The 25,245-nt window shown below is 71.6% G+C and carries 26 protein-coding genes; 14 read left to right on the top strand and 12 right to left on the bottom strand.

The features are described from left to right. Window positions 1-43 precede the first annotated feature (43 nt). The 4 genes from ACZ56U_RS10795 (at window position 44) to ACZ56U_RS10810 (ending at window position 3,439) form a co-directional block, all read left to right on the top strand. The gene (locus tag ACZ56U_RS10795; protein WP_469083682.1) at window positions 44-1,018 is read left to right on the top strand and encodes an LLM class F420-dependent oxidoreductase; all 975 of its coding nucleotides are present in this window, start codon (window positions 44-46) and stop codon (window positions 1,016-1,018) included. 112 nt (window positions 1,019-1,130) lie between these two features. Then, the gene (locus ACZ56U_RS10800; protein ID WP_469083683.1) at window positions 1,131-2,162 is read left to right on the top strand and encodes a hypothetical protein; all 1,032 of its coding nucleotides are present in this window, start codon (window positions 1,131-1,133) and stop codon (window positions 2,160-2,162) included. Between the two features lie 60 nt (window positions 2,163-2,222). Next, window positions 2,223-2,648: an SsgA family sporulation/cell division regulator gene (locus ACZ56U_RS10805; RefSeq protein WP_469083684.1), complete on the top strand. Its 426-nt coding sequence runs from the start codon at window positions 2,223-2,225 to the stop codon at window positions 2,646-2,648. Between the two features lie 98 nt (window positions 2,649-2,746). Beyond that, the gene (locus ACZ56U_RS10810; RefSeq protein ID WP_469083685.1) at window positions 2,747-3,439 is read left to right on the top strand and encodes a DUF2238 domain-containing protein; all 693 of its coding nucleotides are present in this window, start codon (window positions 2,747-2,749) and stop codon (window positions 3,437-3,439) included. Here the strand turns inward: ACZ56U_RS10810 and ACZ56U_RS10815 are convergent. Both ACZ56U_RS10815 and ACZ56U_RS10820 read right to left on the bottom strand, forming a co-directional pair. Beyond that, window positions 3,360-3,848: a DUF6328 family protein gene (locus ACZ56U_RS10815; protein ID WP_469083686.1), complete on the bottom strand. Its 489-nt coding sequence runs from the start codon at window positions 3,846-3,848 to the stop codon at window positions 3,360-3,362. The genes ACZ56U_RS10810 and ACZ56U_RS10815 overlap by 80 nt on opposite strands. Window positions 3,849-3,906: 58 nt before the next feature. Further along, window positions 3,907-4,890, bottom strand: a complete 984-nt coding sequence (locus tag ACZ56U_RS10820) for an aldo/keto reductase (RefSeq protein WP_469083687.1) — start codon at window positions 4,888-4,890, stop codon at window positions 3,907-3,909. A gap of 136 nt (window positions 4,891-5,026) precedes the next feature. Between ACZ56U_RS10820 and ACZ56U_RS10825 the strand changes: the two genes are divergently transcribed. Further along, on the top strand, window positions 5,027-6,706 hold the full coding sequence (locus ACZ56U_RS10825) for a cholesterol oxidase substrate-binding domain-containing protein (RefSeq protein ID WP_469083688.1): 1,680 nt from the start codon (window positions 5,027-5,029) through the stop codon (window positions 6,704-6,706). A gap of 143 nt (window positions 6,707-6,849) precedes the next feature. On the opposite strand, the gene ACZ56U_RS10830 is transcribed toward ACZ56U_RS10825, so the two are convergent. Further along, complete coding sequence (locus tag ACZ56U_RS10830) at window positions 6,850-8,067, bottom strand: FAD-dependent monooxygenase (protein ID WP_469083689.1); 1,218 nt, start codon at window positions 8,065-8,067, stop codon at window positions 6,850-6,852. A 307-nt stretch (window positions 8,068-8,374) separates the two neighbouring features. Between ACZ56U_RS10830 and melC1 the strand changes: the two genes are divergently transcribed. Both melC1 and melC2 read left to right on the top strand, forming a co-directional pair. After that, complete coding sequence (gene melC1, locus ACZ56U_RS10835) at window positions 8,375-8,746, top strand: apotyrosinase chaperone MelC1 (protein ID WP_469083690.1); 372 nt, start codon at window positions 8,375-8,377, stop codon at window positions 8,744-8,746. Between the two features lie 31 nt (window positions 8,747-8,777). Further along, window positions 8,778-9,602 carry a tyrosinase MelC2 gene (melC2, locus tag ACZ56U_RS10840; RefSeq protein ID WP_469083691.1) on the top strand — a complete coding sequence of 275 codons (825 nt, stop codon included), beginning with the start codon at window positions 8,778-8,780 and terminating at the stop codon, window positions 9,600-9,602. On the opposite strand, the gene ACZ56U_RS10845 is transcribed toward melC2, so the two are convergent. Continuing rightward, window positions 9,603-10,301, bottom strand: coding sequence for a ribonuclease H family protein (locus ACZ56U_RS10845; protein ID WP_469083692.1), 699 nt, complete (start codon window positions 10,299-10,301; stop codon window positions 9,603-9,605). It lies immediately after the preceding gene. Window positions 10,302-10,335: 34 nt separating this feature from the next. Further along, entirely contained in the window at window positions 10,336-11,130 is a 795-nt protein-coding gene (locus ACZ56U_RS10850) for a VOC family protein (RefSeq protein ID WP_469083693.1), read from the bottom strand. Window positions 11,131-11,339: 209 nt separating this feature from the next. Between ACZ56U_RS10850 and ACZ56U_RS10855 the strand changes: the two genes are divergently transcribed. Beyond that, window positions 11,340-12,251 (top strand): SGNH/GDSL hydrolase family protein, encoded by a 912-nt coding sequence (locus tag ACZ56U_RS10855; RefSeq protein WP_469083694.1) that lies wholly within the window; start codon window positions 11,340-11,342, stop codon window positions 12,249-12,251. 3 nt (window positions 12,252-12,254) lie between these two features. Here ACZ56U_RS10855 and ACZ56U_RS10860 read toward each other — a convergent pair whose 3' ends face one another. After that, window positions 12,255-12,737, bottom strand: coding sequence for a VOC family protein (locus tag ACZ56U_RS10860; protein ID WP_469083695.1), 483 nt, complete (start codon window positions 12,735-12,737; stop codon window positions 12,255-12,257). 123 nt (window positions 12,738-12,860) lie between these two features. Here ACZ56U_RS10860 and ACZ56U_RS10865 point away from each other — a divergent pair, with 123 nt between their 5' ends. From ACZ56U_RS10865 to ACZ56U_RS10875, 3 genes are all read left to right on the top strand, one after another. Further along, complete coding sequence (locus ACZ56U_RS10865; protein WP_469083696.1) at window positions 12,861-14,066, top strand: epoxide hydrolase family protein; 1,206 nt, start codon at window positions 12,861-12,863, stop codon at window positions 14,064-14,066. A gap of 111 nt (window positions 14,067-14,177) precedes the next feature. Further along, window positions 14,178-14,816, top strand: coding sequence for an ATP-dependent Clp protease proteolytic subunit (locus ACZ56U_RS10870; protein WP_469083697.1), 639 nt, complete (start codon window positions 14,178-14,180; stop codon window positions 14,814-14,816). Window position 14,817: 1 nt separating this feature from the next. After that, window positions 14,818-15,420 (top strand): ClpP family protease, encoded by a 603-nt coding sequence (locus ACZ56U_RS10875; RefSeq protein ID WP_469083698.1) that lies wholly within the window; start codon window positions 14,818-14,820, stop codon window positions 15,418-15,420. Between the two features lie 15 nt (window positions 15,421-15,435). Here the strand turns inward: ACZ56U_RS10875 and ACZ56U_RS10880 are convergent, their stop codons facing one another. Beyond that, window positions 15,436-15,822 carry a helix-turn-helix domain-containing protein gene (locus ACZ56U_RS10880; protein WP_469083699.1) on the bottom strand — a complete coding sequence of 129 codons (387 nt, stop codon included), beginning with the start codon at window positions 15,820-15,822 and terminating at the stop codon, window positions 15,436-15,438. Window positions 15,823-15,913: 91 nt separating this feature from the next. Here ACZ56U_RS10880 and ACZ56U_RS10885 point away from each other — a divergent pair, with 91 nt between their 5' ends. Beyond that, window positions 15,914-16,687 (top strand): class I SAM-dependent methyltransferase, encoded by a 774-nt coding sequence (locus ACZ56U_RS10885; RefSeq protein WP_469083700.1) that lies wholly within the window; start codon window positions 15,914-15,916, stop codon window positions 16,685-16,687. Window positions 16,688-16,956: 269 nt separating this feature from the next. Further along, window positions 16,957-17,847 carry an RNA polymerase sigma factor SigF gene (locus ACZ56U_RS10890; RefSeq protein WP_469083701.1) on the top strand — a complete coding sequence of 297 codons (891 nt, stop codon included), beginning with the start codon at window positions 16,957-16,959 and terminating at the stop codon, window positions 17,845-17,847. Window positions 17,848-17,899: 52 nt separating this feature from the next. Here the strand turns inward: ACZ56U_RS10890 and ACZ56U_RS10895 are convergent, their stop codons facing one another. Beyond that, complete coding sequence (locus ACZ56U_RS10895) at window positions 17,900-18,355, bottom strand: ATP-binding protein (RefSeq protein ID WP_469083702.1); 456 nt, start codon at window positions 18,353-18,355, stop codon at window positions 17,900-17,902. 99 nt (window positions 18,356-18,454) lie between these two features. Next, window positions 18,455-19,720: a DUF6777 domain-containing protein gene (locus ACZ56U_RS10900; RefSeq protein ID WP_469083703.1), complete on the bottom strand. Its 1,266-nt coding sequence runs from the start codon at window positions 19,718-19,720 to the stop codon at window positions 18,455-18,457. Window positions 19,721-19,881: 161 nt separating this feature from the next. Here ACZ56U_RS10900 and ACZ56U_RS10905 point away from each other — a divergent pair, with 161 nt between their 5' ends. After that, window positions 19,882-21,192: a streptophobe family protein gene (locus ACZ56U_RS10905; RefSeq protein ID WP_469083704.1), complete on the top strand. Its 1,311-nt coding sequence runs from the start codon at window positions 19,882-19,884 to the stop codon at window positions 21,190-21,192. A gap of 44 nt (window positions 21,193-21,236) precedes the next feature. Here the strand turns inward: ACZ56U_RS10905 and ACZ56U_RS10910 are convergent, their stop codons facing one another. The 3 genes from ACZ56U_RS10910 to ACZ56U_RS10920 form a co-directional block, all read right to left on the bottom strand. Next, complete coding sequence (locus ACZ56U_RS10910) at window positions 21,237-22,229, bottom strand: serine/threonine-protein kinase (protein WP_469083705.1); 993 nt, start codon at window positions 22,227-22,229, stop codon at window positions 21,237-21,239. After that, window positions 22,219-22,758 (bottom strand): SH3 domain-containing protein, encoded by a 540-nt coding sequence (locus ACZ56U_RS10915; protein WP_469083706.1) that lies wholly within the window; start codon window positions 22,756-22,758, stop codon window positions 22,219-22,221. Before ACZ56U_RS10915 ends, ACZ56U_RS10910 begins: the two co-directional genes overlap by 11 nt. 120 nt (window positions 22,759-22,878) lie before the next feature. Further along, entirely contained in the window at window positions 22,879-25,221 is a 2,343-nt protein-coding gene (locus ACZ56U_RS10920; RefSeq protein ID WP_469083707.1) for an ABC transporter ATP-binding protein/permease, read from the bottom strand. Window positions 25,222-25,245 lie beyond the last annotated feature (24 nt).

Genomic DNA, 25,245 nt, shown 5'->3' on the forward strand with positions numbered 1-25,245 from the left:
CCGGAAGCTGTTTTCCGTCCCTCAAGCCGGGGACTCGCCCTTTATGGTGCGAATCGGATACACGATGATGACCGAGCAGGCCGGCCCGCGTGACCTCGTGGACCATGTGGTGCGGGCCGAGGAGGTCGGCTTCGACTTCTCGGTGACCTCGGACCACTACTTCCCGTGGCTGCGTTCACAAGGTCACTCGCCGTACGCGTGGAGCGTGCTGGGAGCCGCCGCCCAGGCGACCTCCCGGATCCCGCTGATGACGTACGTGACCTGCCCGAGCTTCCGCTATCACCCGGCCGTGGTGGCGCAGAAGGCGGCGACGATGCAGCTGCTCTCCGAGGGCCGCTTCCGCCTCGGACTCGGCTCGGGGGAGAATCTCAACGAGCATGTGGTGGGCGGCGGCTGGCCGTCCGCGGACGTGCGGCACGAGATGCTGGAGGAAGCCGTCGAGATCATCCGGGCGCTCTTCGCGGGCGGCCATGTGAACCACCGCGGGAAGCACTTCGACGTGGAGTCGGCCCGACTGTGGGACCTGCCCGACGAGGCGCCGCCGCTGGGCATCGCCGTCTCCGGTGAGCAGTCCTGCGCGCTCGCGGGCCGGCTCGCCGACCTGGTGATCGCGACGGAACCGAAGCAGGGGCTGCTCGACGCCTTCGACCAGCACGGCGGCACCGGCAAGCCCCGCGTCGGCCAGCTGCCCGTCTGCTACGACCCGGACCGGGAGGCGGCGGTGAAGCGCGCCCACGCGCAGTTCCGCTGGTTCGGCAACGGCTGGAAGGTCAACGCGGAGCTGCCGCACCCCGATTCCTTCGAGTCGGCCACCCAGTTCGTCACCCCCGACGACGTCGCCGCGTCGATCCCGTGCGGCGACGACCCGGAGGACTTCGTCGAGGCCGTACGGCCGTACGCGGAGGCCGGGTTCACGGAGATCGCGCTGGTGCAGATCGGCGGCGACTCGCAGCCGGCGTATCTGGACTGGGCGGAGAAGACACTGCTGCCCGCGCTCCACGACGCCCTGGACTCCTAGAGTCGGCAGGCCCTGGACACGCCAGGGCCGCCAAAGCATCTCCAATGGGTGGATATAGGCTGCGTCCCTGCACCAGTGCGGTGCGACCGGCCCCCACCCAGGAGAGTCACCCGTGACCCTAGCGACCGCCCCGTCCGAGACGTCCCCCGCGCCACTGTCCGACCTCGTGGCGCGGGACGCGCGGGAGTTCGGCGTCTACGCGCGCACCGGTGGGTGGGCCTTCGCCCTGATGGTGGCGCGCAGCGTCCGGCCCGGCGGCCAGAGCGCGGACGAGACCCCGAAGGTGTCCGCGAAGGAGTTCGCCGAACTCGCCGGCTGCTCCGCCGACCGTGTCATGCGGTACTACAAGGCGTGGGACCGGGCGGCCGACGACGGCCTCGTCCCGCACTTCGAAGGGCTCGCGCCGGGCCAGGAGGTGGAGCTCCCGGACGCCGACGTGTGGCTGACCTACTACGTCTCCCGCAACAGCGCCACCTCCGAGCGCGGCACCGCCATCACCGAGGCCGCCGAGGCGGAGGGCATCCGGCCGACGAAGGCCCTGGAGGTCGCCGAGAACCCCACCGCGCTGCGGGCCGCGATCCTCGCCGACCCCTCCACCGCCCGCGCCGCCCGCCAGGCACTCCTGGACCGGGTCCGCGAAGATCCGGAGTTGCAGGCCGAGCTGGCCCGTGACGTGGTGCGCACCGACGATCTGAAGAAGGCCGTCGCCACCGAGAGCAGGTCCGCCGACCGGATCGACTACGTCCGTCAGATCGCCGAGTCCGGCCAGATCAAGACACCCGCCGGGCAGACCGTCGAGGCACCCGCCGACCTGCGCCAGGAGGCGGAGCGGCATCTGTCGCTCCTCGACGAGCTGGACGAGGACGAGGACACCGGCGAGTGGGCCACCGAGGCCTACGGCACCCTGAAGACCCTCGTGGTCGAGGCCGTGGAGGCCGACCCCGAACTGCGCGTCCAGGAACGCCGGACGAAGTTCTACAGCAGCCTGCAGAAGGCGACGAAGGTGTTCGAGGAGCTCACCTTCGACGACGCGCAGGATTTCTACGAGGACGACATGGTCCAGCAGCTGGAGGAGTTGCAGCACGCCATCGGTGCCTGCATCACGGCGCTGCGCGGAGCGCGGGGGAATCACTCTCCGGAGTGAGCATCATGTGCCCCTACGGGGTACCAGAGGGCACACGTCATTTTTCCCGGAGGCCCTCGCGTGAACCCCATCGTGCACAAAACCATCGTCGTACAGCTCCAGGCGGGCGACACGGACCGCTTCCCCGTGCTCGCCCACCTGGGGTACGACCCCGCCGATCCGTTCGCCGTCACGGTCGTGTTCAGCCACGACGGCCGGATCCTCGCCCGATGGCGGCTGGACCGGGACATGCTCGCCGAGGGACTGCTGCGCCCGGTCGGGGTCGGTGACGTACGGCTGCGTCCCGTGTCGTGCGGTCTGTGGGAGGAACTGCGCATGGAGTTCCTCGGCGAGGCCCGTCCCGAGGGCGGCCGGCATCGCGCCGTGGTGTTCGCGTGGGCCCCGGCGTTCGGCTCGTTCCTGCGCCGCACCCACGACGTCGTGCCGCCGGGGCAGGAGGAGACCAGGGTGGACGACCTGATCTCGGAGGTCTTCTCACGCGGCTGAGCGGAGAGGCCTCCCCCAGGGCCGAGCTGAGTAGCCGTACTCATGCCGCTCCCCCGCACCGCCGCCACGATGGGGCTCCGACGACAAGGAGCCCGACCATGACAGCAGTTCGCCGCCCTCTGCCCACCCTGCTCGCCGGGGTCGTGGTCGTGGGACTGGTCCTGTCCGCATGGGATCCGCGGGAGCGCACCACGTGGTTCCTGGAGACGGTGTGGGTGCTGGTCGGGCTGCCGCTGATCGTGCTGACCTGGCGGCGCTTCCCGCTGACGGACCTGCTGTGCTGTCTGCTGGCCGCGCACGCGCTCGTGCTGCTGATCGGCGGCCACTACACCTACGCGGAGGTGCCGTTCGGGAACTGGCTGCGCGACGAGCTGGACCTGGAGCGCAATCCGTACGACCGCTTCGGGCACCTGATGCAGGGGTTCGTGCCGGCCGTGCTGGTGCGGGAGCTGCTCAGCCGCACCTCACCGCTGCGGGGCAGCCGCTGGCTGGCGCCGCTGACGGTGTGCGCCTGTCTGGCCTTCAGCGCGGTCTTCGAGATGCTGGAGTGGCTGGCCGCGGTGATCGGCGGTCAGGCGGCGGACGCGTTCCTCGCCACCCAGGGCGATGTGTGGGACACCCAGTGGGACATGTTCTGCGCGCTGATCGGCGCCACCGTCTCCGTGCTGGTGTGGGGCGGGACGCACGACCGGCAACTGACCACCGTGGAGCTCACTTCGTCGTGTAGCGGCGCCGGATCCACAGCGGCAGCAGGAACCAGCACACCACGTACCAGCCCACGACCGCGGTGACCAGCCACGGCACATAGGCGTCATGGGTGGCGACCCGCAGGATCAGCAGCAGCGAGGAACCGGACGTGGCGAGCAGCAGTATCAGGCCGACGAAGGTGAGCCGGGCCGCCCACTGCACCGCGCGCGGCTTTATTCGCCGCCCGGACACCAGGCGGTGCAGGGACACCGGCCCGATGAGGGCACCGGTGGCGATGGCCCCGAGGACGACCGTCACTATGTAGATCGCCTGCTCGGTGTCCCCCAGCTCCGCGTACTTCGGTGTGAAGACGACGGTCAGCAGGAAGCCGAACAGGATCTGCACGCCCATCTGCGCGACCCTGATCTCCTGCATGAGCTCGACCCACATCCGGTCGGCGCGCTCGTCCTCGGTCTCGTCCCGGCCCGTGCGTCTCTCCGCTGCCTCCACCATGCGGGACGGGTTACCCGACGACTGATCATTCAAACAGCCCGGCTCCCGTCCCGACGGGCTACCAGCGGCTCTCGACCTGGTCCTTGATCCGCCGCTCATAGAGGTCCCGGATCGCCCCGAGCGTCTCCTCGGACAGCTCCGGCAGCGTGGCGGCGGCCGCGTTGGCGCGGGCCTGCTCAGGGGTGCGGGCGCCGGGGATCACGGTGGTCACCCCCGGCTGCTGGATGATCCACCGCAGCGCCAGCTGGGCCGGGGTGTACCCCTCGGGGGCGAGGGCGGAGAACTCCGCGGCGGCCTCCACGCCGGTCGCGTAGTCCACGCCGGAGAAGGTCTCGCCGACGTCGAAGGACTCGCCGTGCCGGTTGTAGGCGCGGTGGTCGTTCTCGGGGAAGACAGTGTCCTTGGTGTACTTGCCGGACAGCAGGCCGGAGGCCAGGGGCACCCGGGCGATGATGCCGACGCCCGCCTCCCGGGCGGCGGGGAGCACCTGGTGCAGCGGCTTCATGCGGAAGGCGTTGAAGATGATCTGGACGCTGGCCACGCCCGGCCGGGCGATCGCGGTGAGGGCTTCCTCGCAGGTCTCCACGCTGACGCCGTAGGCGGCGATGCGCTCCTCGGCGACGAGGGTGTCCAGGGCGTCGTAGACCTCGTCCGTCGAGTAGACCGGCGTGGGCGGGCAGTGCAGCTGGACCAGGTCCAGGCGGTCGACGCCGAGGTTGCGCCGGGAACGGTCGTTCCAGGCGCGGAAGTTGTCGAGGACGTAGTTCTCCGGGATCTGGTCGACCCGGCGGCCCATCTTGGTGGCGACCAGCACGTGCAGGTCGGGGCGGCCGCGCAGGAACGAGGCGATGGTCTGCTCGCTGCGGCCGTCGCCGTACACGTCGGCGGTGTCGAAGAAGGTCACGCCCGACTCGGCGGCGGCCTCCAGTACCGAAAGGGCTTCCTTGTCGTCCACGTCTCCCCAGTCGGCCCCCAGTTGCCAGGTGCCGAGACCGACGACGGATGCCTGCTGACCCAACCTGCCGAAAGTACGCTCGTCCATGGCGTCAGTCTGTCATCCATCGCGGACATACGCGGAACGTCCTCCTCCGGCCGCGCACCTGCGAAGGGTTCACTCGGACGGGTGATTCACCTCGACGTCCAAGCACTCTCTGTCAAGCCGGTCCTAGCGTGACCTGGTGACCCACGACTGGACCCGCAGAAGCTTCCTCCTCGGCGCGGCCGCGCTGACCCTCGTACCGGCCGATCCGGCCGCCGCCGCGCAGGAGCTGCCCGGCTTCCCGGGCGGTGTGGAGCTGTACCGCTCGGCGTACCGGAACTGGGTGGGCGAGATCACCGCCGTGGGCCTGTGGGCCTGTGCGCCGGCCGACGGGGACCAGACGGTGGCCGTCGTCAACTGGGCCTGGCGCAGCGGCTGGCGGGTGCGCGCCCGGGGCTACGCGCACGGCTGGTCCCCGCTGACGATCACCGAGGACACGTCCCCGGACGCGCCCGTGCTGCTGGTCGACACGACCGCGCATCTGACCGGCCTGGCCCTCCAGGGCCCGCACGCCGTCCGCGCGGGCGCCGGTGCCTCGACCGAGGCGCTGCTGACGTTCCTGGAGGAGCACGGCCTCGGGCTCACCGCCGCACCCGCCCCCGGCGACCTCACGCTGGGCGGCGCCCTGGCGATCGACGCGCACGGCACCGCCGTACCGGCCGAGGGCGAGAAGCGGGCGCCGGGGCAGACGTACGGCTCGCTGAGCAACCGGGTGCTGTCGGTGACGGCGGTCGTGTGGGACGAGGACAGCGGGGCCTATGTCCTGCGCACCTACGAGCGCGACGAGGCCGACGCCGCCGCGCTGCTGACCCATCTGGGGCGCACCCTGGTCACCGAGGTGGTGCTGCGGGTCGGGGCGAACGCGAACCTGCGATGTGTCAGCCGTACGGACATCCCGGCGGGCGAGCTCTTCGCCGCGCCCGGCAGCGGCGGACGGACGCTCGCGAGGTATCTGGAGGAGTCCGGGCGCGTGGAGGCGATCTGGTTCGCCTTCACCGAGTTCCCGTGGCTGAAGGTGTGGAGCGTGGCGCCGACGAAGCCGCTCGCCTCGCGTCGCGTGAACTCGCCGTACAACTACCCGTTCTCCGACAACGTCCCGACCCTGGTGGCGGACCTCGCCGGGCGGATGGTCTCGGACGCGGCCTGGTACCTGGCGCCGGTGCTGGGCAACGCGCAGGCGGACGCGGCCGCGCTCGGGCTGGTGGCGACGCTGTCGGCCGACATCTGGGGGCCGTCCAAGAACACGCTGCTCTACGTCAGGCCCACCACCTTGCGCGTGCACGCCAACGGGTACGCGGTGCTCACCTCGCGGGACCAGGTGCAGCGGGTCGTGGCCGAGTTCACCGCCTTCTACCGCGAACGGCTCACCGCCTACGCCGCCCTGGGCCGCTTCCCGGTCAACGGCTCGGTCGAGATCCGGGTGACGGGCCTCGACGACCCGGCCGACGCGGAACTCGCCGGTGCCCGCGCCCCGTTGCTCTCCGCCCTGCGACCCGACGCCGGGCATCCCGAGTGGGACACCGCCGTCTGGCTGGACGTGCTGACCCTGCCCGGCACCCCGCACGCGGAGGCGTTCCTGCGCGAACTGGAGCGGTTCCTGCTCGACAGCCACGACGGCACCCACGCGCTCACCCGCGTGGAGTGGTCCAAGGGCTGGGCCTACACCAGGGATGCGGTCTGGGACGACGAGGAGGTGCTGGGCACGGCCGTACCCGCCTCCCTCGGTGAGGGCGCCTGGGGGCAGGCGTCCGGCATCCTGGACCGCCTCGACCCGCACGGCGTGTTCGGCAACGCCTTCCTGGACCGGCTGTTCGGCTAGGACGTCAGCTGCGACCGCACCACGAGCACGTACCGGTCGGCGCTCTCCTCGACCGCGCTCGCCCGGAGGTGGTCGCCGCGGGCCATGCCGTACATGACGCCGGGCCAGCCGGTGAATCGCCCTGCACCCCAGAGGGGAAGTCGCTATTTCCGCCCGCTCGCCGTCCGCGCGTGGACGCTGCGCGCCACCTTCGGACCCAGCCACCGCTTGAGCCGGCGCAGCGCTTCGAGCTGTCCGGCCGCCTTGTCGATCCGGTAGTACAGCCGCGGCGGGACATGGGGCAGCAGCGGCGAGTGGCGCTGGCCGAGCAGGGCGAACATCTGGTGCGGGGGCAGGCCGATGTAGCGCGGGAGGTTCTCGTACCACTGGGCGCTGTAGCGGGCGGCGCTCTGCACGGACAGCAGCTCCGCCTTGCGCTGCCGTTCGTAGTGGGCGAGGGCCGCCGGAAGGTCGGTGTGCTCGCGCAGGGCTCCGGCCAGGGCGATGGCGTCCTCCAGGGCGAGGGTGGTGCCGGCGCCGATGGAGTAGTGAGTGGTGTGGGCTGCGTCGCCGATCAGGACGAGGTTGCCGTGGGACCAGGTGCGGTTGGTGAGGGTGCGGAAGTTCAGCCACTGGGCGCTGCCGTCGGCCGGGGCACGGCCGATGAGGGAGTGGCCGTCCAGGATGCCGGCGAAGAGCTTCTCCAGCAGGTTCAGCCCCTCGGCCTCGTCGGCGCGGTCGAGGCCGAGGCCGGACCAGGTCTCGGGGGCGCATTCGATGACGCAGGTGCTGCGGTCGGAGCCGAAGCCGTAGCCGTAGGCCCAGATCCAGCCGTGGTCCGTCTCGACGAAGGCGAAGGTGAAGGCGTCGAAGACCTTGGTGGTGCCGAGCCAGATGTAGTGGTTGCGCCCGGCCCTGACCTCGGTGCCGAAGTGGTCGGCGTGCGCGGTGCGCAGGGCGCTGTGGACGCCGTCGGCCGCCACGACGAGGTCGGCGTCGGGCACGTTCTCGGGCGTGATGCCGTGCTCGTACTCCAGCCGTACGCCGAGCGAGCGGGCGCGGGCGGCGAGGAGTTCCAGGAGCCGGTGGCGACCGATGCCGTGGCCCTCGTCGCCACGGTGCCGGGTCGTCAGGTCCCGGACGTGGGCGACGCCGTCACTCCAGCGGACCGAGTGCTCCTCGACGGCGCGCGCCGACTCGGGGTCGTGCTCGTGGAGCTTGTCGAGCAGTCCGCGCCAGTAGGTGACGCCCCAGCCGTAGGTCGAGCCCTCCGGATCGCGTTCGTGGACGGTGATGTCGTGGGACGGGTCCTGCCGTTTCAGCAGGATCGACAGATACAGGCCGGCGGGCCCGCCACCGACGCAGGCGACCTTCACGCGCACCCCAGGAATCACTTATAGCGGTCAGTTGACGACGCAGAGTAGCAGGGGATTGCGCCAGTTTCTCCGGGTGAGCCAGGCCACTGGCGAACCGCGCGCCCGCCAGGGTCCACCCGAAACACGCCCCCCAGTGGAAGGAACTTCCCGTTCCGGCACAGGGAGAGCCGCGCGGGAGCAAGATCATCTTGGTTCAACCTTGCACGACATGTTGGTAATTGTCCGGATCGCAGCCAACCGGCACGACGGGACTTCTCGCGCCCTCACCAGGGCGGATAGGCATACGGGGTCATCCATCACCGAAGGGACTCCCGTGTCCGAACTGACTCGCCGTCACGCACTCGCCGCCGCGGCCGCGCTCGCCACCACGGTCGCCGTCGCACCCCGCGCGGCCGCCCACGACCACCCCACCCCCGCGACCCCCGCGACCCCCGAGGCCTTCGACGAGGTCTACAAGGGCCGCCGGATACAGGGCCGGCCGGCCGCCTCGGGCGGCCACCATCACGGCGGCGCCGGATACGCCGTGTTCATCGACGGGGTCGAGCTGCACGTGATGCGCAACGCCGACGGCAGCTGGATCAGCGTCGTCAGCCACTACGACCCGGTACCCACCCCGCGGGCCGCCGCACGGGCCGCGGTCGACGAGCTGCGAGGCGCGCGACTCGTCCCGTTCCCGGCCAACTGAACCGTCCCGCAAGCACTTTGGAGCACCACACATGACCGTCCGCAAGAACCAGGCGAGCCTGACCTCCGACGAGAAGCGGCGGTTCGTCGCCGCCGTCCTGGAGCTGAAGCGCAGCGGCCGCTACGACGCCTTCGTCACCACGCACAACGCCTTCATCATGTCCGACACCGACAACAGCGAGCGTACGGGCCACCGTTCACCGTCGTTCCTGCCCTGGCACCGCAGATACCTTCTGGAGTTCGAGCAGGCGCTGCAGTCCGTGGACGCCTCGGTGGCGCTGCCGTACTGGGACTGGTCCGTGGACCGCTCACCGCGCGCCTCGCTGTGGGCGCCGGACTTCCTGGGCGGCACCGGCCGCAGCCGGGACGGCCAGGTGATGGACGGCCCGTTCGCCGCGTCGGCCGGCAACTGGCCCATATCGGTGCGGGTGGACGGCCGTACGTTCCTGCGCCGCTCGCTGGGCACGTCCGTGCGGGAGCTGCCGACCCGGGCCGAGGTCGACTCCGTGCTGGCGATGCCGACGTACGACATGGCGCCCTGGAACAGCGCCTCGGACGGCTTCCGCAACCATCTGGAGGGCTGGCGCGGGGTCAACCTGCACAACCGCGTCCATGTGTGGGTGGGCGGCCAGATGGCCACCGGGGTCTCCCCCAACGACCCGGTGTTCTGGCTGCACCACGCCTACATCGACAAGCTGTGGGCCGAGTGGCAGCGCCGGCACCCGGACTCGCCGTATCTGCCGGCCGCCGGGACGCGGGACGTCGTCGACCTGAACGAGACGATGAAGCCGTGGAACGACGTACGCCCGGCGGACCTGCTGGACCACCGGGCGCACTACACCTTCGACACCGACTGATCAGGCGTCCGCCGTACGGCACTCCGGGTGACCCCAGCCCTGGGCGTTCTTGGCGATGTCCGCGCCGGCCGCGTAGGTGCGGCCGCACAGGCAGCGGCCGGGGAACTTGGCCTTGATCGTGCGCGATGCGGACGCCGAACCGCCGCTGCGCCGGGGCGACTTGGCCTTGGCGGGGCGCGCGCTCTTCGGGGTGTCGGGCGAGGGCGGCGGCTCGGGCGAGCCGAGACCGCTGCCCGCGGGCTCCTGGACGATGGCGGCCTGGCTGGCGGCACGGTCCGCGAAGTCGTTCAGGCGGTCGCCGTCGACCTGGTGGGCGGGGACATAGCGGAACTCGACCTCGCGGCCGTCGAGCAGCGCGTCGATGCGCACCACCAGGTCCTGGTTGGCGACCGGCTTGCCCGCGGCGGTCTTCCAGCCGTTGCGCTTCCAGCCGGGCAGCCACGTGGTGACGGCCTTCATGGCGTACTGGGAGTCCATCCGGATCTCCAGCGGCACGTCCGGTGCGATGGCAGTCAACAGGCGTTCCAGCGCCGTGAGTTCGGCGACGTTGTTGGTGGCCCTGCCGAGCGGGCCCGCCTCCCAGCGGTCCGGGGTCTCGCTCTCGTCGGCGACGACCCAGGCCCAGCCGGCCGGTCCGGGGTTTCCCTTCGAAGCGCCGTCGCACGCGGCCACCACACGTTCACGCATGGGCCCGATCATGCCACGGACCGGCGGACCGCCCGGTCACCGGTCCTCAGACCTCCGTGATCTGCGGCATCTCGCCCTGGGTGGTGCTCAGGTCGATCACCGAGAAGCTCGCGCCCTGCGGGTCGCTCAGCGCCGCGAACCGGCCGAAGGGGCTGTCCATCGGCCCGAAGCGCAGGACGCCGCCGCGCCCGGTGGCCTTGGCGACAGCCTCGTCGCAGTCGGGGACGGCGAAGTAGACGTTGACGTACGAGGGGATCTCGGGCGGGAACTCGTCGGTCATCCGCATCCGGCCGAGGACGGTGTTCTCGCCGACGTCGAAGATCCGGAAGTCGATCGCCTCGTCCTGCATCTGCCTTACGCGGTACGGGAAGACGGCCGTGAGGAAGGCGTCGGTCTTCTCCGGCTCGCGGGTGAAGACCTCCGCCCAGGCGTACGCGCCCGGCTCGCCGATCGCCTCGAACCCCTCGTGGGCCCCGGCCTGCCAGACGCCGAAGACGGCACCGCTCGGGTCGCGGGCCAGGCACATGGTGCCGAAGTCGCCGACCGCCATGGGCTCCATCAGCACCTCGCCGCCGTTCTCGCGGATCCTGCCCGCGGTGGCCGCCGCGTCCGGGCTCGCGAAGTACACGCACCACTGCGAGTGGCCCTCCTGGCCGGGCATGGGCGGCACGACCGCGGCGACGGCCTTGCCGTGCGCGTAGGCCTGGATGTAGTTGCCGTACTCCGACGACGCCTCGCCGAAGGTCCAGCCCAGCACCTCGCCGTAGAAGCTCTTCGCTCCCTCGACATCGCTGAACATCGCATCGGCCCAACAGGGGGTTCCCTCAGCTTGTACGGCCATGACCGGCCCTCTCCGATTCGGCGGTTCGTCCCCTTTCTCACGCTAGCCACCCTTGCGTCGGCCCGCGCGCCGAACGGTTCGGACCGTCTCCGGCCGGACAGCGGGCCTGGAGCGTTTCGCGGAGACGTGACCGGCACACGTCTTCCTCCTCGCGCCCGGCTGTGCTTGCCTGGGGAACCGTTTTCGGTGTCCGGGGCGGGAGTTGCCGCATGCGCAAGCCGTGGATCGTGGGAATGCTGCTGGCCGCGGTGCTGCTCGGCGCGTGCTCCGACCCCGCCTCGGACCCCGCGGAGCCACCGCGCTCCCTCGCACCCCCCGCGTCGGCCGGCACGACGCACCAGCGCGCCGCCGGCAGCCCCGCCCCCAGCGCCCCGGCCGAGCCGCCGAGGGTGCTGTATCTCGGGGACTCCCTGGCGATGGAGGCCCAGAACGTGGTCGGGCAGGAACTGCGCCGGGATCTGCGCGCCGAGTACACGAGCAAGCCGTACTCGGGCACGACGGTCTGTGACTACCTGGAGGGCACCGGCGCGAAGTCGCTCGTGCCGGACCGGGACAAGGCGGCGGCCCTGGTGCGCTCGCTGCGGCCGGACTTCGTGGTGCTCCAGTTCTGGGGCAACGCGTGGGGCTACACCTGGTGCATGGACGGCATCACCCACGCCGAGCGGCCGACGACGTACTTCAAGCGGTACAAGGCCGACATGGCCCGGCTGACCGCGCAGATCACCAGGGCCGGCGGGCGCGAGCGGCCGCGGATCGTGTGGGTGGCGCAGGGCCCGGACGCGATCACCCCCGACCGCGTCCGGCGCGTGAACGAGCTCTACACCGAGCAGGCCGCCGCCTCCGGCGACCTGGTCGCCGACGCGGGGGCCGCGGTGAGCGCGGCCGGGGCCCGCTACTCCTGGGTCCAGTACCTGCCGTGCACCGCCTACGAGCGCGAGCACACCGCGTACTGCACCCAGCCGGGCCGCGACCGGACCGCCCTGCACCGGGACAAGGACTACCTGCACTTCTGCCTGGCGCCCACGACGGCCACGCCGAAGCCCTGCCCGGTCCGCTCCCCCGGCATCCTGCGGATCGCCCGCGAGATCACCCGGGCGATAGGCCGGGCCGCCGCCGACTGACCTTCACTCGCCCGCGTAGGCCTTCTCCAGCGCGGCCAGGTCGAACTTGCTCATCGCCATGAAGGCCTGGGTCACCCGTGCCGCCTTCGCCGGGTCGGGGTCGGTGATCATCTTCTGGAGGGTGTCGGGGACGACCTGCCAGGAGAGGCCGAAGCGGTCCTTGAGCCAGCCGCAGGGGCCCGGCTCGCCGCCGCCCTCGGTGAGCTTGGCCCAGTAGTAGTCGATCTCCTCCTGGTTCTCGCAGAAGATCATGAAGGAGACCGCTTCGGTGAACGTGAACTCGGGGCCGCCGTTGAGCCCGAGGAACCTGTGGCCGTTGGCGGTGAACTCGACGGTCATGACGCTGCCCGCGGGCCGGGGCGCGCCCTCCGGGTAGCGCGCGATCTCGCCGATGCTCGAGTTCTTGAAGACCGAGACGTAGAAATGGGCGGCGTCCTCGGCCTGGTCGTCGAACCAGAGACACGTGGTGAAACCGTCGGTTGCCATGGGTACCTCCCGGGTGTGCGGAACGCTGTCACCTGTGTCGACCGATCCTCACGCCGGAACTCATCGCTCGCGCGTCCGGAAATCCAGGTGGCCTCTACATCATTGCGAACTAGCATCGCGCCCATGACGTCTTCGCCCGCCGACAGCGGCATCCACCCGTTCCGCATCGACATCCCGCAGGCCGACCTGGACGATCTCGCCGAACGCCTCGACAGGACGCGTTGGCCCGACGAGCTGCCCGGGGTGGGCTGGTCGTACGGGGTGCCGACGGGGTATCTGCGGGAACTGGTGCGCTACTGGCGGCACGAGTACGACTGGCGGGCGGCGGAGGCCCGGCTGAACGAGTGGCCGCAGTTCACCACCGAGATCGACGGGGCCCACGTGCACTTCGCGCACATCCGCTCCCCCGAGCCCGACGCGACCCCACTGGTCGTCACCCACGGCTGGCCCGGGTCGATCGCCGAATTCCTGGACATCGTGGGACCGTTGACCGATCCGGCCGCACACGGCGGCGACCCCGCCGACGCCTTCCACCTCGTACTGCCGAGCATCCCCGGCTTCGCCTTCTCCGGACCCACCCGGGAGACCGGCTGGGAGGCGCGCCGGATCGCCGACGCCTGGGCCGAGCTGATGACCCGCCTCGGCTACGACCGGTTCGGTGCCCAGGGCGGCGACTGGGGCGCGGCCATCAGCCGCGAGCTGGGCCGTGTCCACGCCGACCGGTGCATCGGCGTCCACCTCAACCTGCTGCCCGGCGCGCAGGCGGCCACCGAGCCGACCGAGGAGGAGCTGGCGGCGCTCGGGCCCGAGGAGCGGGAGCGGACCCTGCACTCCTGGCGCAGGTGGGCCGCGTGGTTCCGGGACGGCACGGGCTACTTCCACCAGCAGTCCACCCGGCCGCAGACCCTCGCGTACGCGCTCACGGACTCGCCGGTCGGTCAACTCGCCTGGATCGTCGAGAAGTTCCAGGAGTGGACGGACTCCGAGGAGCTGCCCGAGGAGGCCGTCGACCGGGACCAGATGCTCACCAACGTGATGCTGTACTGGCTGACCGGCACGGCGGGTTCCTCCGCCCGGGTCTACTACGAGCGGGCCCACGCCACCGGCGACCGGATCGCCGCCCCGCACGAGCCGTCCACCACCCCGACCGCGGTGGCCGCCTTCCCCGGCGACCCGCAGATCCCGCTGCGCCACAAGGCGGAGCGCACCGAGAACATCGTGCGCTGGACCGAGCTGGACCGCGGCGGTCACTTCGCGGCGATGGAGGAGCCGGAGCTGCTGGTGGAGGACGTACGGGCGTTCTTCCGCCTCCTGCGCGAGAAGGGCTGAGGCGGCCGCTCTGCCCTGGGCGAATCTGCCGCGGGCAGAGAAGTCACCGGCGAGCGCCGCCCGGGGGCAAGGGTGGAGTCGACGGCATCCCCGCCACCCCGAGGAGAACCGATGACTCCACTGTCCACGCTCGCGCCGCGGGCCGAGGAGGGCGACACCGCGCCCAGCCGCTTCGACGACCACCTGGCCGCCCAGCTCCTGGCGCAGCGCATCGTGCTGCTGGGCACGCAGGTCGACGAGGTCTCCGCGAACCGGGTCTGCGCCCAGTTGCTGATCCTGTCCGCGGAGGACCCCCGCACCGACATCAGCCTGTACATCAACAGCCCCGGCGGCTCCGTCCACGCGGGCCTCGCCATCTACGACACCATGCGGCTGATCCCCAACGACGTCTCGACGCTCGCCATGGGTTTCGCGGCCAGCATGGGTCAGTTCCTGCTCAGCGTCGGCACGGCGGGCAAGCGCTACGCGCTGCCGAACGCGCGGATCATGATGCACCAGCCGTCCGCGGGCATCGGCGGCACCACCGCCGACATCGAGATCCAGGCCGAGAACCTGGAGCACACCAAGCGGACCATGGAGCGGCTCATCGCCGAGCACACCGGGCAGAGCGAGGAGGCCATCTCCCGCGACGGCGACCGCGACCGCTGGTTCACGGCGGAGGAGGCCAGGGAGTACGGCATGGTGGACCGGGTCCTGGAGTCCCTCACGGACGTCCGCCCGGCCGCCTCCAAGCGACGGATGGGGCTGTGACATGGGGAACTACACGATTCCGTACGTCGTCGAGCGGACCGCGCACGGCGAGCGCTCCTCCGACGTGTTCAGCCGGCTGCTGTCGGAGCGGATCATCTTCCTCGGCACCGAGATCGACGACGGCGTCGCCAACGTCGTCATCGCGCAACTGCTCCATCTGGAGTCCTCGGCGCCGGAGAACGAGATCGCGATCTACATCAACTCCCCCGGCGGCTCGTTCACCTCGCTGATGGCGATCTACGACACGATGACCTACGTCCAGGCGCCCATCTCCACGATCTGCGTCGGCCAGGCGGCTTCCACGGCGGCGGTGCTGCTGGCCGGCGGGGACCCCGGGCGGCGGATCGTCCTGGAGCACGCGCGCGTGCTGCTCGGGCAGCCGGCCAGCGGCGGCAGCCAGGGCACGATCTCCGACCTCACCCTCCAGGCCAAGGAGATGGTCCGGATCCGCGCGCAGGTCGAGGAGGTACTGGCCCGGCACACCCACCACGACCCCGCGACGCTGCGCGCGGACATGGACCGCGACAAGGTGTTCACCGCCGAGGAGGCCGTCGCCTACGGGCTCGCCGACGAGGTGCTCAGTCGGCGCCTGGTGACGGTCTGAGGCGCCGGCCTCGGCTCAGGCGGCCAGGCAGAGTCCGTCGTACGACGAGGTCGACGCCCTGCGGTCGGCGACGGACCGGCGGCTGGTGATCCGGACCAGTTCGCCCTGGGCCCGCGCCAGCAGGTCGCCGAGGCCCAGTCCGAGGGCGTGGGCGGCGGCCGCGAGGACCTCCGAGGAGGCCTCCTTGCGGCCCCGCTCCACCTCCGAGAGATACGGCATGGAGATCCGCGCCGCGTCGGCCACGTCCTTCAGCGTGCGCTCCTGGTCGAGGCGTTCCTGGCGCAGGACGTCGCCGACCAGGTCGCGCAGCAGCGGCTCCTTGGGAGCAGGTGCGGCGGCAGGGCGGGCGGTCCCCGGGCGCAGGGGGATCACGCGGGCTTGTTTCGTCGCTTCGTCACTCACCTTCCCAGCCTAAAAGCGTTGGACGCCGAGGGAAGGGATCAGCATTCTGCCCTGGGTGGAATCGCCGAGGCGAAAGGCACGGACCGTGGCCTTGAGGGAGACGTTCGACGAGGACGCCGAGCTGTACGACCGGGCGCGGCCGCGGTATCCGGTCGCGCTGGTCGAGGAGTTGGGGCGGTCGGCGGGCCTCGGGCCGGGGCGCCGGGTGCTGGAGGTGGCGCCGGGGACCGGCCAACTCACCGTCGCGCTGGCCGGGTTCGGCTGTCACATCACGGCCGTGGAGCTGGGCCCGGCCATGGCGGCGGTGGCGCGGCGCCGGCTCGGCGGGTTCCCGCGCGTCGACGTCGAGGTGGCCGACTTCGACAAGTGGCCCCTGCCGCCGGACCCGTTCGGCCTCGTGGTGTGCGCGACCGCCTGGCACTGGCTCGATCCCGCCACGCGCGTGGACAGGGCCGCCCAGGCGCTGACACCCGGAGGACGGCTGGCGGTCGTGGTCACCCACCACGTCGCGGGCGGTACCACGGAGTTCTTCCACCAGGCCCAGGAGTGCTACCGGCGCTGGGACCCGGAGACGCCGCCCGGGCTCCTGCTCAGGGGGGCGGACGAGATCCCCGCCCAGACCGAGGAGCTCGTCCACTGCCCGCGTCTGGAGAACGTCCAGGCGCACCGGTACGTCCAGGACATCACGTACACGACCGCGGAGTACCTAGACGTCCTGCTCACCTACTCGAACCACCGCGCCCTCCGGGAGGATCTCCGGCACGGGTTGCTCGCCTGTCTCCGTGAGCTGCTCGACACGCAGTACGGCGGCATGGTCACCAAGCGTTACCTTCACGAGGTGGTCACCGCCACCCGCACCACCTGAAAATGTGACCTCGGTCATACTGGCGGAGGCCTGCCGCATCCCCCGCGACCTCCCCGCCCTCCCCCGCACAACCCTTGCGCGCCAAGGGCATACGCCGCCGTCCGGTGGGTACGCGAGAGGGCGGGACCCGCGGGCGACACGCCGGCCAGAGGATGACGTACGCATACGTCGTCCCGATCGGGGTACCCGGAGAGCGCGAAGAGCAGTTTCCGGGAACAACCGAGGCTGAAAAGGCAGGGCGTCAAGCCGTGACTTGCGTGGGAGAGGTAATGGACACCGCCGTGATCCGGTCGGAGGCACAGGTCGTGGAGACAACCGCCGGGACCAGCAGCACGGGTGACGCGACACTGCCGGGAATCGTGGACCCGCGGAGCGTTGCTCCGCGCGACGCGCGGGAGCTGTCCCGCCAGTTCTTCAGGCGTCTCACCGAGCTCGAAGAAGGCACGCACCAGTACCAGTACGCGCGCAACACCCTCATTGAGATGAACATGTCGCTCGTGCGGTTCGCCGCCGGACGGTTCCGCGGCCGCGGCGACGACATGGAGGACATCGTCCAGACCGGCATGATCGGCCTGATCAAGGCCATCGACCGGTTCGACCTCTCGCGGGAGGTGGAGTTCACGTCCTTCGCGCTGCCGTACATCGTCGGTGAGATCAAGCGGTTCTTCCGTGACACCACCTGGGCGGTGCACGTGCCGCGCAGGCTCCAGGAGCTGCGGGTGGAGCTGGCCAAGGCCCGCGAGGAGCTGGCCAGCCGACTGGACCGGGAGCCGACCGTGGCCGAGCTGGCCACCTTGATGAACATCTCCGAGAAGGAGGTCGTCGAGGCCCAGATCGCCGCCAACGGCTACAACTCCTCCTCGCTCGACGCCGCGCTCACCGGCGACGGACCCGAGAACGGCGAGTCCGTGCTGGCCGACTTCATCGGCGTGGAGGAGGACGGACTGCGACTGGTCGAGGACTTCCAGTCCCTGGCCCCGCTGATGGCCGAGCTGAGCGAACGCGACCGGGAGATCATCCACCTGCGGTTCGTGGAGGAGGCCACCCAGGCGGAGATCGGTGAACGGCTGGGCTGCTCCCAGATGCACGTGTCCCGGTTGATCAAGCGGATCATCACGCGGCTGCGCACGGGGATGCTGGGCGAGCTGGGCTGCGCCTGACACACACAGGGCGAGTGAGACAAAGGGTGACCGTCGGAGCCGGCTCCGACGGTCACCCTTTGTCGAGCCTGAGCACCGCGCTCACTCGCTTGCCGACCGGCACCCGCTCGGCGCTGACCTCGTCCGCCAGCGCGTGCACGATCTCCAGACCATGCCGACCGATGCGCTCGGGATCCCTGGGAAAGCGCAGGGGCAGCGCCGCGCTGCTGTCGTAGACGGACACGGTGACCACCGCGTCCGTGCCCTCCAGATCGAGTATGTACGGCCCGTTGCTGTGCCGGTCCGCGTTGGTGACCAGCTCGCTGACCACCAGGAGCACCTCGCCGTCGGCCCGGCCGTCGATCTCGGCGCACCACTCGTTCCTGAGCTGGTCCAGGAAGTTCGCCGCGAAACCACGGGCCTCGGCGATGCACCCTGGTTCACCGGTGTAGTGGGCCGCCCGCCGCAGCGGGTCCACGGGCACGTCGAAACCAGTCGGCATCACTGCCCCGTCCAGGTGCTCGATCATGCGTTCTCTCTCGGAAGAAGCCGGACTGGCCGGACGCCTGCTACACCAGTGCTCGTACCCCGAGAGGGGTCTCGCAGTCTCCCGAACGAGTCGTGTCGGTCACACGGCCGGTGGCGTCACCACGGACCCCGGGGCGGTGTCCGTGGAGGCGGACCCTGACGTCGTGTCGGAATCCGGTGGGGCCAGTGGTGCCGAGCTCTCGGGCTCGGACTGCTCGTCCTCGGTGGTCCCTGAGTCGGACGTGGGAGGCTCGGAACTCGGCGACGTCGAGGACGGGGCGCTCGACGTGGGCGGGCACGAGGGCGCCGAACCGGTGGGGGTGCCCGTGACCGGCCCGCTGGGGGTGCCGGTGGCGGTGTTCAGACACGGTACCGGGGCGGGCGGCACGCTGGACGGTGACGTGGGCGGCGTCGGCGTGATCTCACTCGGGGACGGGGAGGCCGGGTTCTCCGGCGGCTTGGTCGGCTTGTCCTTGCCGCCCGTGTCACCGCGGTGGCGGGCGATCCAGTCGTCGGAGTCGGGGTCGTAGATCACGAAGATGTTCACGACCGTGACCGAGGGGGCGACCACGACGACGTTCGTGGGCCGGTAGGAGGACCAGGAGTCGCCGGTCGGCCTCGGTGTGCTCTGCTGGGCCACGGGCGGGGTCAGCGGGTTGCCGCAGGCGCAGCGCACCCGGGGAACACCGCGGCTGTCGACGAGGACGGCGGTGCCGGTCTGGAGGACGGCCTGGTAACTGGTGGCCCGTCCGTCCCGGTAGCCATGGTTGGTCACGCGGGTGTCCATGCGCAGCTGGACCGGGGTGAGCGAGCGCAGGTAGGCGGGGACGGCGTCGGGCTGGACGCCGGCGACGGAGGCGAAGGCCTGGTTGACCGGCGGATCCGACCGCAGGGACGTGATCTGGCGCTCCACGTCGCAGCTGGCGACGTTGCGGGTGCCGCCGTAGAGGCCGGGTGCGCCGCCGTCGACGCCGCGCACCGCGTTGGCGGAGGCAGACTCGTCGGCCGGGGCGGTGGAGGCGGGCGCGGCGGAGCTGTCCGTCGCCGAGGACGGGGTGAAGGGGTCCGGGCCGCTCTTGCCTGCGGCTTGGAGAAAGACCTCGCCGCCCTTGGCCGAACCGCCACCGCCGCCGTCGGAGCGGCTGAGGACGAGGGCCAGGACGACCGCGGCCACGACCACGGTGGCCAGCACGGCGACCCGCGGCACGGACCGCCACCAGGGGCGGTGCGGCTCCGGCGGGGGCGGGGTTCCCCCACTGCTGCCCGGGGGCTGCGACGGCGGCCCGGAGGGCGGCTGGGAGGGTCCCGACAGCGGACCGGAGGGCGGCCCGGTGGGCCGGCCGGAGGACGGAGGTTCGACGCTCACGAGCCCTTCTTCCCGACGTGGGACTCCTGCGGCTTTGATGCGTTTACGCCGCTTTTATCCACGACATTCCCATTGTGTGCTCCGGTCGGGTGCCGCTCGCAAGCCGACGCGGACGGCCCTCTCGGCGGGCGGGGCGGCCGGGGGCTGCTTAGCGTGGCAGGGTGAGCCCGAAAACCCGCTCCGACCAGGCCATTGCCCCGCACGGCTGGGTGCAGGCCCTCCTCACGGTCCTGTCCGGGCTGATCGCCATGGGCGTGACCGCCGCTCTCGGACTGTGGGCGGCGGGCGCCACCGACCTGCCCGACGGGGCCTTCCCCCGGGTCGTGGCCGCGACCGTGGTGACCGCGGTCGGCGGCACCATCGAGCTCTCCGGGGACGCCGGTGGACTCGCGGGCACCGAGGCGGGCCTCACCGTGATCCCGCTGTCGGTCACGCTCGTCGGGGCCCTGGTGATCGCCGCGGGCTTTCTGCGGCCCCTGCGGCACCGGGCCGTCGCGGGCGCTGGGGAACTGGCCGGCTGGGCCGCCCGGGTCGCCGCGCTGTGGCTGCTCGCGCTGCTCGCACTGGCCTTCGGCGCCCGGCAGACCTTCCAGCTCTCGGTCGGCGACGACACGCTCTCCGACCTCGGCGATCTGTTCGGCGTCTCACCGAAGGTCGGCTTCGAGACGGACGTCCCGCAGACACTGTGCCTCGGTCTGCTGTGGCTGGCGGGTGTCCTGGTGCTGGCCCTGCTCGTCTCGCGCGGCGCACCGCTGCCGGCCCGGCTGCTGCGCTTCCAGGCGACGGTCCGGCCGGCGGCGTACGCGATGGTGGTCCTGCTGCTGGCCTACGTGGTCCTCGGGGTCGTCATCGGACTCGTCGTGGCGCTCACGCGCGGGCACGCGGTCGAGACGCTCGCCGTGATCCTGCTCGGCCTGCCCAACCTGGCGTGGCTGGCGCTGACGCTCGGTCTGGGCGCCACCTGGAAGGGCCGGGTGGAGGGGCCGTTCGGGCTGCCGATGCCGCACGTCCTGGACGAGGTCCTGCGCGGCTCGGACACCGCCACCCTGAACCTGCGCACGCTGGCCGAGTACGACGGCCGGGTGTGGTGGCTGGTCGCCGTGGACGCGGTCCTGCTGCTGGCCGCCGCGTTCGTGATGGCGGCACGCTCCCCGGCGGGTGTGCGCGCCTGGCAGCACGCCCTGCACCTGGCGGTCGCCCTGGCGCTGACCGTCCTCATGATCTGCCTCCTGGGCCGGATCTCCGCCCACTACGGCCTGTCGGTCCTCGGCATCGGCGACCTCGGCGGCGACCTGAACGGCGAACTCCTGCTGAAGCCCGAGCTGTGGACCGCGGTCGGCCTCGCGGCCCTGTGGGGGTTGGTCGCGGGCTTCCTCGGCGCACTGCTGGCCCGCCCGGTGCGGCGCGGGGGCGCGACGGGTCCGGACGGGGCCACCGGCACCGGGTGGGCGAGGGCCTCGGGCGTGTTGTGAAAGTGGCCTCGCCGCTCGGAGGGCGGCCACTTTCACAGCAGGCCCTAGCCACCTCTGAAGACCGGCCGGGCCCACGGCGGCGGCTGCTTCGGGCCCTCGCGCGGGATTCCCACGACCCTCAGGTCCACCTCCGTCGGCGCGTGGCCGCCGGGGTGGTCGCCGGACGTCGTGGCCACGCGCAGGGCCGCCACGAAGGCGAGGCAGGAGTCGTAGCGGTCGTCGGGGCTCTTGGCGAGGCCGCGCGCGAACACGGCGTCGACGGCCGGGGCGAGGTCGGGGCGGGACTCGGTGAGCGGAGGCGGCTCGTCGTACTGGTGGGCCCACAGCAGGGCCATGTCGTCGTCCCGCAGGAACGGGGGGCGTCCGGCGAGGGCTTCGTAGACGACACAGGCGAAGCCGTAGACATCGCAGCGCCCGTCGACCGGTTTGCCGGAGATCTGCTCCGGGGCCACGTAGTCCAGGGTGCCGACGAACTGGCCGACGGTGGTGAAGCCGGTCAGCGACAGCGACTTCTTGGTCAGGCCGAAGTCGGTGAGGTAGGCGTGCTCGGGGTGGTCGCTGTCGGTGCCGCGGGCGACCAGGATGTTGCCGGGTTTGACGTCCCGGTGGACCAGCCCGTGGTCGTGGGCCGCGTCCAGCGCGGAGGCGATCTGGGCGGCGATGCGCAGACCGGCCGCGGGCGTCAACGGGCCCCGGCGGTCCAGGAGATGACGCAGGTCGCTGCCCTCGACGTACCGCATCGCGATGTACAGCACGTCGTCCGTCTCGCCGGCCTCGAAGACGGGGACGATGTGCGGGTGGTCGATGGAGGCGGCGGCCCTGGACTCGTGGGTGAAGCGGCGGCGGAAGGTGTCGTTGCGGGCGAGTTCGGGGGCGAGCAGCTTGAGGGCGACCGTGCGCTCCAGGCGCAGGTCGAGGGCCCGGTAGACGACGGCCATGCCGCCCCGGCCGATCTCGCGCTCGATGCGGTAACCCGCGATGGTCCGCCCGATCAGCTCGGAGGGCCGTCCGGAGAAGAGGCTCGTGTCACGGGCCATCGGGCGTCACGACCTGGGTGGCGGCGTGGTCCGCGGGGGCGGTGCGGGGCGCCTCGTCCGCCGCGTAGGTGCTCAGTCGGGTGCCGTCGGCGTACACCCAGCGGCCGTGCTGGGCGTCGTAGAGCCAGACGGACTCGCCGTCGACGACCACTCCGATGCGCTGTCCGCGGGTGCGGGCCTGGAAGGCCTCGCCGTTGAGGCCGCCCGCGGCCAGTTCCTCGACCGCGGCCCGGTAGCCGGCCAGGGCCTGCTCGGCGCGGGCCAGCAGCGGGCGCGGATCGGCGGTGCGGGCGAGCGCGCTGTCCGCGGCGGGCGGGTCCGGGGGTACGGCGACCAGGCAGCGGCCGTCGACCCAGGCCGACCAGCCGTTGGCGCACAGCACGTGCCCCCAGTCGCCGCGCCGCTCCACCAGCTGCACCGGCAGCAACGGATCGAGCGGGACCGTGGGCCGGGCGGGGTCGGGGGCGTCCCAGGCGGCCATGCCGTTCTGCGGGACGACGTGGGTGGGCCGGAAGCCGGGGGTCACCATCCCGTGCACCCGCTTCCGCGCCCGGAGTCCCGCGCCGTCATCGAGCGCGCCCGCGGCGGTGGGTCGTCATCATGCGCGCCTGCCTTCGCACCCGGGGTCGTCGGTCGTCATGGGCTTCCTCTACTTCCGCAGCACGGCCGGTTCGTGCCGGCGCAGCAACCGGGACACGGCGAGGCCGAAGACGGCCGACAGCACGACCAGCATGGTCACGTCGAGCAGCCACACCCCCGTCGAGTGGCGCAGGAGCGGGTCGGCGGTCAGCTCGCCGGGCACGATCCGGGCGAGACCCACCGTGCCCGCCATCGCGCCCAGCGCCCAGCGCGAGGGCACCAGCCAGGACAGCTGCTCCAGACCCGGCACCCCGTCCAGCTTCAGCAGGGCGCCGCAGAAGACCACCTGGACGATGGCCAGCAGCACCAGCAGCGGCATCGTCACCTCCTCCTTGCGCACCAGCGCCGAGACCAGCAGGCCGAGCATCATCGCGGTGAACGCCAGCAGCGCGACGGCGACGATGATCTCGACCAGGGGCGGCAGCAACACGCCTTCGCCACCGGGTGCGTTGAGGTCGACGCCGAACAGGCCGACCAGGGTCAGGACGACCGCCTGGAGCACCGTGACCGCGCCGAGCACGACGACCTTGGAGAGCAGATACGCCGATCTGGACAGGCCGACGGCGCGTTCGCGCTGGTAGATCGTGCGTTCCTTGACCAGTTCGCGCACCGCGTTGGCCGCGCCGGTGAGCACACCGCCGACGCACAGGATGAGCAGCGCGTTCATCGCCGTCTCCTGGGTCAGCTCGCTGCCCGCCAGCGCGCGGGCCATCGCGCCCATCACGAACGGCAGGGCGATCATGATGGCCAGGAAGGTCCGGTCGGCGGCGAGCGCGGTGGCGTAGCGGCGGATCAGGGTGCCGAGCTGGGCACCCCGGCTGCGCGGCCTGGGCGGCGGGGCGATGACGACGGGGCCCGAGCGCGGCACCCGGGGCTGGCCGGTGGCATCGCCGACGTACCGCCGCTGGAACGACGAGGCGCGGAACTCCCCCGCCCAGTCCCGGTCCTGGTCGCGCTCGAAGGCCTCGAAGGCCTCCGGCCACTGCTGGTAGCCGAAGTAGGCGAGGGTGTCCTCGGGCGGGCCGTAGTAGGCGATCCTGCCGCCGGGCGCGAGGACGAGGAGCCGGTCGCAGACGTCCAGGCTGAGGACACTGTGGGTGACGACGATGACGGTACGGCCGTCGTCGGCGAGGCCGCGCAGCATGTGCATCACCGAGCGGTCCATGCCGGGGTCGAGGCCGGAGGTCGGTTCGTCGAGGAAGAGCAGGGACGGCTTGGTCAGCAGTTCCAGTGCGACGCTGACGCGCTTGCGCTGGCCGCCGGAGAGGCTGTGCACGGCCTGGTCGGCGCGCTGCTCCAGCCCCAGTTCGCGGATGACCTCCTCGACCCGTGCCCGTCGCTCGGCCTTGGCCGTGTCCTGCGGGAAGCGCAGTTCGGCGGCGTAGGACAGGGCGGCACGGACGGTGAGCTGGGCGTGCAGGATGTCGTCCTGCGGGACCAGTCCGATGCGCTGCCGCAGCTCGGCGTAGTCGCGGTAGAGGTCGCGGCCGTCGTACAGCACGGTGCCGTGGTCGGCGGGGCGCTGGCCGGTCAGGGCGCCGAGCAGGGTGGACTTGCCCGCGCCGCTGGGGCCGACGACCGCGAGCAGGCACTTCTCCCCCACCGGGAACGACACCTGGTCCAGGAGGGTCTTGCGCCCGTGGTCGACGGCGACCGACAGGTCCTGCACGTCGAGGGAGACCTCGCCGGTGTCGACGTACTCCTGGAGTTCGTCGCCGACCAGGCAGAACGCGGAGTGGCCGATGCCGACGACGTCACCGGGGCCGAGCGGGGCGCGGGTGACCGGGCCGCCGTTGAGGTAGGTGCCGTTGTGGCTGCCGAGGTCGACGATCTCGTAGCCGCCGTCGGGGAGCGCGCGCAGCTCGGCGTGGCTGCGGGAGACGACCAGGTCGTCGATGACGAGGTCGTTGTCGGCGGAGCGGCCGATGCGGACGGTGCGGGTGGGCAGCGGCCTGACGGTGGTGGGCTGGCGGAAGGTGCCGGTCAGGGCGGGCATGGAGACCGCGGAGGGGCGCTCCCGGGGCACCATCGGAGCGGTGCCGGTCAGCACGGCTCGGGGGCCGTCGGAGGGGCTGCCGAAGTGGATCACGCTGCCGGGTCCGACGCTCCACTCGTCGATGCGCCGGCCGTCGGCGTAGGTGCCGTTCGTGCTGTGCTCGTCCTCCAGGGTCCAGTGGTCGGCCTGGGGCCGCAGCACCGCGTGGTGCCAGGAGACCCGGGCGTCGTCGATGAAGATGTCGCTCAACGGATCGCGTCCGACGTGATAGTCGCGGCTCGGACTCATCACCATGGAGCCCGTCTCGGTCTCCAGGACAAGTTCGGGCGCAGTCGGCGCGTTCGGCCGCTCTGCCATGCCGAAATTCTACCGATGCGTACG

This window comes from Streptomyces sp. NPDC034103, assembly GCF_055575395.1.

Excerpts from the sequence above, each read along its gene's own strand:
- ACZ56U_RS10915 (WP_469083706.1), bottom strand. The coding sequence starts at position 22,758 with ATGGTGACCCCCGGCTTCCGGCCCACCCACGTCGTCCCGCAGAACGGC.
- ACZ56U_RS10845 (WP_469083692.1), bottom strand. The coding sequence starts at position 10,301 with ATGATCGGGCCCATGCGTGAACGTGTGGTGGCCGCGTGCGACGGCGCT.
- ACZ56U_RS10795 (WP_469083682.1), top strand. The coding sequence starts at position 44 with ATGGTGCGAATCGGATACACGATGATGACCGAGCAGGCCGGCCCGCGT.
- ACZ56U_RS10870 (WP_469083697.1), top strand. The coding sequence starts at position 14,178 with ATGACTCCACTGTCCACGCTCGCGCCGCGGGCCGAGGAGGGCGACACC.
- ACZ56U_RS10815 (WP_469083686.1), bottom strand. The coding sequence starts at position 3,848 with ATGGTGGAGGCAGCGGAGAGACGCACGGGCCGGGACGAGACCGAGGAC.
- ACZ56U_RS10920 (WP_469083707.1), bottom strand. The coding sequence starts at position 25,221 with ATGGCAGAGCGGCCGAACGCGCCGACTGCGCCCGAACTTGTCCTGGAG.
- ACZ56U_RS10820 (WP_469083687.1), bottom strand. The coding sequence starts at position 4,890 with ATGGACGAGCGTACTTTCGGCAGGTTGGGTCAGCAGGCATCCGTCGTC.
- ACZ56U_RS10895 (WP_469083702.1), bottom strand. The coding sequence starts at position 18,355 with ATGATCGAGCACCTGGACGGGGCAGTGATGCCGACTGGTTTCGACGTG.
- ACZ56U_RS10875 (WP_469083698.1), top strand. The coding sequence starts at position 14,818 with ATGGGGAACTACACGATTCCGTACGTCGTCGAGCGGACCGCGCACGGC.
- ACZ56U_RS10910 (WP_469083705.1), bottom strand. The coding sequence starts at position 22,229 with ATGGCCCGTGACACGAGCCTCTTCTCCGGACGGCCCTCCGAGCTGATC.
- melC2 (WP_469083691.1), top strand. The coding sequence starts at position 8,778 with ATGACCGTCCGCAAGAACCAGGCGAGCCTGACCTCCGACGAGAAGCGG.
- ACZ56U_RS10865 (WP_469083696.1), top strand. The coding sequence starts at position 12,861 with ATGACGTCTTCGCCCGCCGACAGCGGCATCCACCCGTTCCGCATCGAC.
- ACZ56U_RS10890 (WP_469083701.1), top strand. The coding sequence starts at position 16,957 with ATGGACACCGCCGTGATCCGGTCGGAGGCACAGGTCGTGGAGACAACC.
- ACZ56U_RS10860 (WP_469083695.1), bottom strand. The coding sequence starts at position 12,737 with ATGGCAACCGACGGTTTCACCACGTGTCTCTGGTTCGACGACCAGGCC.
- ACZ56U_RS10850 (WP_469083693.1), bottom strand. The coding sequence starts at position 11,130 with ATGGCCGTACAAGCTGAGGGAACCCCCTGTTGGGCCGATGCGATGTTC.
- ACZ56U_RS10810 (WP_469083685.1), top strand. The coding sequence starts at position 2,747 with ATGACAGCAGTTCGCCGCCCTCTGCCCACCCTGCTCGCCGGGGTCGTG.
- ACZ56U_RS10855 (WP_469083694.1), top strand. The coding sequence starts at position 11,340 with ATGCGCAAGCCGTGGATCGTGGGAATGCTGCTGGCCGCGGTGCTGCTC.